The sequence below is a fragment of the Streptomyces sp. NPDC040545 genome (genome assembly GCF_055595065.1).
The window spans coordinates 192,724-199,158 of record NZ_JBVIWA010000016.1 but is presented as its reverse complement, the minus strand read 5'-3'; the positions used below and the strand labels follow the sequence as shown (position 1 = coordinate 199,158).

At 73.7% G+C, this 6,435-nt stretch carries 6 protein-coding genes; 4 read left to right on the top strand and 2 right to left on the bottom strand.

The features are described from left to right. Positions 1-314: 314 nt before the first annotated feature. Complete coding sequence (locus ACZ573_RS27675; protein ID WP_471308870.1) at positions 315-1,043, bottom strand: helical backbone metal receptor; 729 nt, start codon at positions 1,041-1,043, stop codon at positions 315-317. Beyond that, positions 1,040-1,654, bottom strand: a complete 615-nt coding sequence (locus ACZ573_RS27670) for a helix-turn-helix domain-containing protein (RefSeq protein ID WP_471308866.1) — start codon at positions 1,652-1,654, stop codon at positions 1,040-1,042. Before ACZ573_RS27670 ends, ACZ573_RS27675 begins: the two co-directional genes overlap by 4 nt. A gap of 235 nt (positions 1,655-1,889) precedes the next feature. Between ACZ573_RS27670 and ACZ573_RS27665 the strand changes: the two genes are divergently transcribed. The 4 genes from ACZ573_RS27665 to ACZ573_RS27650 all read left to right on the top strand — a co-directional run bounded on the left by ACZ573_RS27665 (position 1,890) and on the right by ACZ573_RS27650 (position 6,416). Continuing rightward, a complete protein-coding gene (locus tag ACZ573_RS27665; RefSeq protein WP_471308863.1) occupies positions 1,890-2,795 on the top strand; it encodes a 5'-3' exonuclease in 906 nt (301 codons plus the stop codon). Between the two features lie 48 nt (positions 2,796-2,843). Further along, positions 2,844-3,683 carry a siderophore-interacting protein gene (locus tag ACZ573_RS27660; protein WP_471308824.1) on the top strand — a complete coding sequence of 280 codons (840 nt, stop codon included), beginning with the start codon at positions 2,844-2,846 and terminating at the stop codon, positions 3,681-3,683. A 194-nt stretch (positions 3,684-3,877) separates the two neighbouring features. Next, positions 3,878-5,425 carry a serine hydrolase gene (locus ACZ573_RS27655; protein WP_471308820.1) on the top strand — a complete coding sequence of 516 codons (1,548 nt, stop codon included), beginning with the start codon at positions 3,878-3,880 and terminating at the stop codon, positions 5,423-5,425. Between the two features lie 19 nt (positions 5,426-5,444). Continuing rightward, positions 5,445-6,416, top strand: a complete 972-nt coding sequence (locus ACZ573_RS27650) for an RluA family pseudouridine synthase (protein WP_471308817.1) — start codon at positions 5,445-5,447, stop codon at positions 6,414-6,416. The last annotated feature ends 19 nt before the right edge of the window (positions 6,417-6,435 follow it).

Sequence of the window (6,435 nt, the reverse complement as noted above, 5' to 3'; positions counted from 1 at the left end):
CCACGCGCCGGGGCGGCTTCGGGGCACTGCCGGAGCCCTGCCGTGGGGCGGGGACACGGCGGAGTGTCCCCGCAGGACGAGCGCGCACCACCGGGTACGGCCGCGACATGCCGCACCGCGCGAGCCGAGGAGATACTCCGGCGGGGCACCGACCCACACCACCCAGCCCCGCCGGCGCTTGAGGCGCGGGGTCCGGGGCAGCGACCCGGCACCACCGACCCGCCGGAGCCCAGCCGCGCAGCGACCCGGCACCACCGACCCGCCGGAGCCCAGCCGCGCAGCGACCCGGCACCACCGACCGGCCGGGCCGAGCGCTACGGCGCCGCGCGCAGGGCCTGCGACAGCACCGCCGGCGCCTCGGCCAGCGAGGGCCCGTACCAGGTCAGGTGGCGGCCGCTCACCAGGGCGGCGGGCAGGCCCGGGAAGGCCTCCGGGCCGTCCTCGGCCGTGAACCGGTACGGCTCGTCCGGGAGCACCACCAGGTCGCAGCCGGCCGACGCGAGTTCCTCCACCGGCACCCGGGGATACCGCTCCGGGTGTCCGGCGTAGACGTTGCGGACCCCGAGCCGTGCCAGCAGATCTCCTGCGAAGGTGTCCCGGCCCAGCACCATCCACGGACGGCGCCAGATCGGCACGAAGGCGGTGAGCGCGCCGGCCGGCTCCACCGCGGCCCACGCGCGCTCCGCGTCCCCCAGCCACCCCGGCCTCGTCAGCCCCAGCGCCCCCACCAGTACCCGGTCCAGCTCCCGCAGGGCCTGCGGGAGGTCCCGTACCTCGGTGACCAGCACCTCGACCCCGGCCGCGCGCAGCGCTGCGAGGTCGGGGGCCCGGTTCTCCTCCTCGTTGGCGATCACCAGGTCCGGCCGGAGCTCCGCGATCCGCCGTACGTCGGGGTTCTTCGTCCCCCCGATCCGCACCGCGTCGCCCAGGGCCCCGGGATGCGTGCACCAGTCGGTGACCCCGACCAGCAGCCCCGGCGCGCTCACGGCCACCGCCTCGGTCAGCGAGGGCACCAGCGAGACGACCCGCCGCACGCCGCTCAGTGTCCCGGCGACGGGGGCTCGGAGGTCGCGTGGATGTGCTCGCCCACCGCGACGACCAGGATCCGGGTCTCCTCGGTGACCGCCCGCCAGCGGTGCCGCACGCCCCCGGACAGGAACAGCGCGTCCCCGCTCTCCAGCCGGTACGCCCGCCCCTCCGCCTCGACCTGGCAGGCGCCCTCGACGACGTACATCAGTTCGTCGTTGCGGTGCTGGTACTCGCGTCCGGCGTCCTGGTCCCCGGTGAACTCCATCGCGTGCAGCTGGTGGTGCCCGCGCACGAGGGGGCGTACGCCCGGGAGCGGGGTGAGACCGGAGGCGTCACCGGCCCGGACGAGGTTCACCGTGCGCGCGGTGTCGGAGGCGGCCAGCAGCTCGACGGCCGTGGTCTCCAGCGCGTCCGCGACCCGTTCCAGGGACCGCATGCTGGGCCGGGCCCGCTCGTTCTCTATCTGACTCAGGAAGGGCACCGACAGGCCGCTGCGCGCAGACACGGCGGCCAGCGTGAGATGGAGCGCGCGGCGCCGCTTGCGCACGGCCACGCCCACCCGGAGCGGCTCCTTGCCGTCCTTGTCCTTGCTCTTGTCGTCCCTGTCGTTCAGCTTGCCGTCCATGCCATCGCTGCCGTCGGTGCCGTCCCTGTCGTTCATGTCGGGGCTGCCCTCCCCATGTCTGTCGCACATCGGTGTGCTGTAAGCACCTTACGCAGCAACCGCCTCCGGTTTCGCGTGCACGGCCCTTCCCGTACACATGCGCTCACTGTCCGTCGCGGCGCGGGCGGTCCGGGCGGCCCGGACATCCGCCGTGGTGCGTTGCGGCATCATCGACTCCGTGACGACACGACGCCTGATGCTCCTGGACACCGCTTCCCTCTACTACCGCGCCTACTTCGGTGTGCCGGACTCGGTGAAGGCTCCCGACGGCACCCCGGTCAACGCCGTGCGCGGGCTGCTCGACTTCATCGGCCGGCTCGTCCAGGACCACCGGCCGGACGATCTGGTGGCGTGCATGGACGCCGACTGGCGGCCGCACTGGCGGGTGGAGCTGATCCCCTCCTACAAGGCGCACCGGGTGGCCGAGGAGACCGAGACCGGCCCCGACGTGGAGGAGACCCCGGACACGCTCGCCCCGCAGGTCCCGATCATCGAGGCGGCGCTGGACGCGTTCGGCATCGCCCGGGTCGGGGTCGCCGGGTACGAGGCGGACGACGTGATCGGAACGCTCACCGCCCGCGCGAACGGTCCGGTGGACATCGTCACCGGCGACCGGGACCTGTACCAGCTGGTGGACGACGCCCGGCAGCGGCGGGTGCTGTATCCGCTCAAGGGCGTGGGCACCCTGCAGGTGACCGACGAGGCGTGGCTCCGCGAGAAGTACGGGGTGGACGGCCCCGGTTACGCGGATCTGGCACTGCTGCGCGGCGACCCGAGCGACGGCCTGCCGGGCGTCCCCGGCATCGGTGAGAAGACGGCCGCCAAACTCCTGGACACCTACGGCACCCTGGCCGGGATCATCGCGGCGATCGACGATCCGAAGTCGAAGCTGACCCCGACCCAGCGCAAGCGGCTGGACGAGACCCGGCCCTATCTGGCGGTGGCGCCGAAGGTGGTCAAGGTGGCCTCTGACGTGCCGCTGCCGGCGTTCGACCCGACCCGTCCGACGGCCCCGGCGCAGCCCGAACTCGTGGATGCGCTAGCCCATCGGTGGGGTCTGGGTGGCGCAGTCGCTCGGCTGAGCAGTGCGCTACGCCCATGAGGTGATAACTTAGGTAAGGCTAAGTTTCATGGAGTCAGGGGAGTCACCGTGGCAGAAGGACGCGCCCGCACCGTCGGCACCGCCGTCGTCGTACGCACCGAGCGGCTTTCGCCGCACATGGTGCGGCTCGTGCTGGGCGGTGAGGGCCTCCGGGAGTTCGGCGCGGGCGAGTACACCGACCATTACGTCAAGCTGCTGTTCGCCCCGGCGGGCGTCAGCTACCCCGCGCCGTGGGACCTGGACCGGATCCGCGCAGACTTCCCCCGCGCGCAGTGGCCGCGCCAGCGCGCGTACACGGTGCGGAGCTGGGACCCCGCGCACCTGGAGCTGACCCTCGACTTCGTCGTCCACGGCGACGAGGGCCTGGCCGGCCCCTGGGCGGCGCGGGTTCAGCCGGGCGAGCTCGTACGCTTCCTCGGCCCGGGCGGCGCCTACGCCCCGGATCCGGTGGCCGGCTGGCACCTCCTGGTGGGCGACGAGAGCGCCCTTCCGGCGATCGCCGCCGCCATGGAGCGGATGCCGGCGGGCGCACGGGTCCACGCCATCGTCGAGATCGACGGTCCGGCCGACGAGCTGAAGGTCGCCACCCCGGACGGCGTCGTCCCGATCTGGCTGCACCGCGGCGACCGCCCGGTGGGCGAGGCCCTGGTGGAGGCCGTCACCGCCATGGAGTTCCCCTCCACGGACGTGCACGCCTTCGTCCACGGCGAGGCCGGCTTCGTCAAGGACCTGCGCCGCCACCTCCGCATGGAGCGCGGTGTCCCGCGCGAGCGCCTGTCGATCTCGGGCTACTGGCGCCTGGGCGAGACGGACGAGGGCTGGCGCGCGATCAAGCGCGACTGGAACGCCTCGGTCGAGGCCGAACAGGAACACCGCGCCGCTGCCTAAAGGTTTCCCCACGCCGGCGGGCCCGTCCCCGCCGGCGTTCTCCTTCGAGCCCCGCCAGGGGGCACCTCCCAGCGGTGGCTGGGGGAGTTCGAGGCGCGGGGGCCCGGGGGCAGCGCCCTCGCCGACGGCGCCGCACGCGCCCACCGCCGGACAGGCGACGGGCGCCCCGCGGCCGCCGGCAGGACAATGGCTCCATGCGTACGCTCCCCGCCCTAGGGGCAGCCGGGGCCGCGGTGCTGCTGACCGCGGCGGTGGCGTTGCCGGCAACGGCCGCGCCCAGCCCGCCCCCCGCCCCGAAGCCCCAGATCACGGACGCCGCCGTCGCCAAGGCCGTCGCCCGCCTCGACCGCACCGTCGAGGACATGATGCGCCGCACCGGCGTCCCTGGTGTGTCCGTGGCCGTCGTCCACGACGACAAGGTCGTCCACATCAAGGGCTACGGACTCCGCAGGACCGGCGAGAGCGCGAAGGTCGGCCCCGACACCGTCTTCCAGCTCGCCTCGGTGTCCAAGCCCGTCTCCTCCACGGTCGTGGCCGGCGCCCTCACCGACCCCCAGGAGTGGGACGACCGCACCGTGCTGCCCGGGTTTTCCCTGAAGGACCCCTGGGTCACCGACCACGTCACCACCGCCGACCTTTTCTCCCACCGCAGCGGCCTCCCCGACCACGCCGGCGACCTCCTCGAAGACCTCGGCTACGACCAGGCGTACATCTTCGACCACATGCGGCTGGAGCCCCTGAGTCCGTTCCGGGCGAGCTACGCCTACACCAACTTCGGGCTCACCGCGGCCGCCGAGGCCGTCGCCCGCGCCAAGGGCACCAGCTGGCAGAAGCTCAGCGCCGACACCCTCTTCAAGCCCGCCGGCATGACCCGTACGAGCACCGAGTTCTCCGCCTTCATCAACGCCCCCGACCACGCCTCCACCCACGTCAAGAACGCCGACGGCACCTGGAGCCCCCGCTTCGTCCGCGATCCCGACGCCCAGGCCCCGGCCGGCGGGGTCAGCTCCACCGCCACCGACATGGCCCGCTGGCTGCGGCTGCAACTGTCCGGCGGCACCCTCGACGGAAAGCGGATCATCCCCGCCGACACCCTCGCCCGGACCCACCTGCCCGAGATCGTCTCCCAGCCGGCCAACGCCGTCGGCAGCACCAGCTTCTACGGGCTCGGCTGGAACGTCAGCTACGACAGCGCCGGCCGCCTGCGCCTGAGCCACTCCGGCGGCTTCGAACTCGGAGCCAACACCAACGTCACCATGCTCCCGCTGGAGCGGCTCGGCATCGTCGTCCTGACCAACGGCGCCCCGGTCGGCCTCCCCGACGCCGTCGCCCTGGACTTCTTCGACTACGCCGAGCACGGCAAGGTCTCCACCGACTGGCTCCCGCTGGCCGCCTCCGCCTACGCCGCGGCCCTCGCACCCCAGGGCGCGGCGCCGACCACCGACTACGCCCACCCGCCCACCGGTGCGAAGCCGGCCCGGGACAGCGCCGCGTACACCGGCACCTACGACAACCCCTACTACGGCAAGGCCACCGTGACCGCCGACGACAACGGCGCGCTCACCCTCGCCCTCGGCCCGAAGCCCCTGCGCTTCCCGCTCACCCACTACGACGGGGACACCTTCAGCTTCGTGACCACGGGCGAGAACGCGGTCGGCCGCACCGGTGTGATCTTCGCCGACGGCACCCTGCGCATCGAATACCTCGACGCCGACCACCTGGGCACTTTCACCCAGCGGTAGCCGCATAGCCTGTTCCCCGATGAGACGCAGAGCCCAGCCACCCCCCTCGCCCCTCCCCCAGCGGTCCGGCATCGACCCGGTCCGGCTGCGGCTCCCGCCCGACCCGGACGGGACATGGCCGGATCTCGGCGACTACCTCGCGGCGCGCTACGCCGGCACCCGCGGCGCCGACTCGGTCGCCCGCCTGCTGGCGGCGGGCCGGGTGCTGGGCCCCGGCGGGCGGGTCCTGCGCGCGCAGGACCCGTACGAGCCGGGCGCCTACGTGTGGTTCCACCGGGACATGGAGCCGGAGCCGCGGGTGCCCTTCCCGATCTCCGTCGTCCACCGGGACGCGCACCTGCTGGTCGTGGACAAGCCGCACTTCCTGGCCACCACCCCGCGCGGCTCCCACATCACCGAGACCGCCCTGGCCCGGCTCCGCGAGGAGCTGGACCTGCCCGGCCTCAGCCCCGCGCACCGGCTGGACCGGCTGACGGCGGGACTGGTGATGTTCAGCGTCCGGCCCGAGGACCGCGGCGCCTACCAGCTCCTCTTCCAGCGGCGCGAGGTGCACAAGGAGTACGAGGCACTCGCACCGCACGACCCGGAACTCGCCCGCACCCTCCCGCGCACGGTCCGCAGCCGGATCGAGAAGGCCCGCGGGGTCATCGCGGCGGTCGAGGTGCCCGGCGGCGAGCCCAACGCCGAGAGCCTGGTCGAGTGCGTCGAGGCCCGGGGCGGGCTGGCCCGCTACCGGCTGACCCCGCGCACCGGCCGCACCCACCAGCTGCGGGTCCACATGAACAGCCTGGGTCTGCCCATCCTCGGCGACCCGGTGTATCCGCAGGTCACCGACCCGGCCCCGGACGACTACCGCAGGCCGCTGCAACTCCTGGCCCGGGTGCTGGCGTTCACCGACCCGGTGACCGCGCGGGTGCACCGCTTCGAGAGCGGCCGCACCCTCCAGGCCTGGGACGACCGCGCGGGCTGGGAGGCCGGAACCGGCGGTTAGACCGGCGGATGGACCGGCG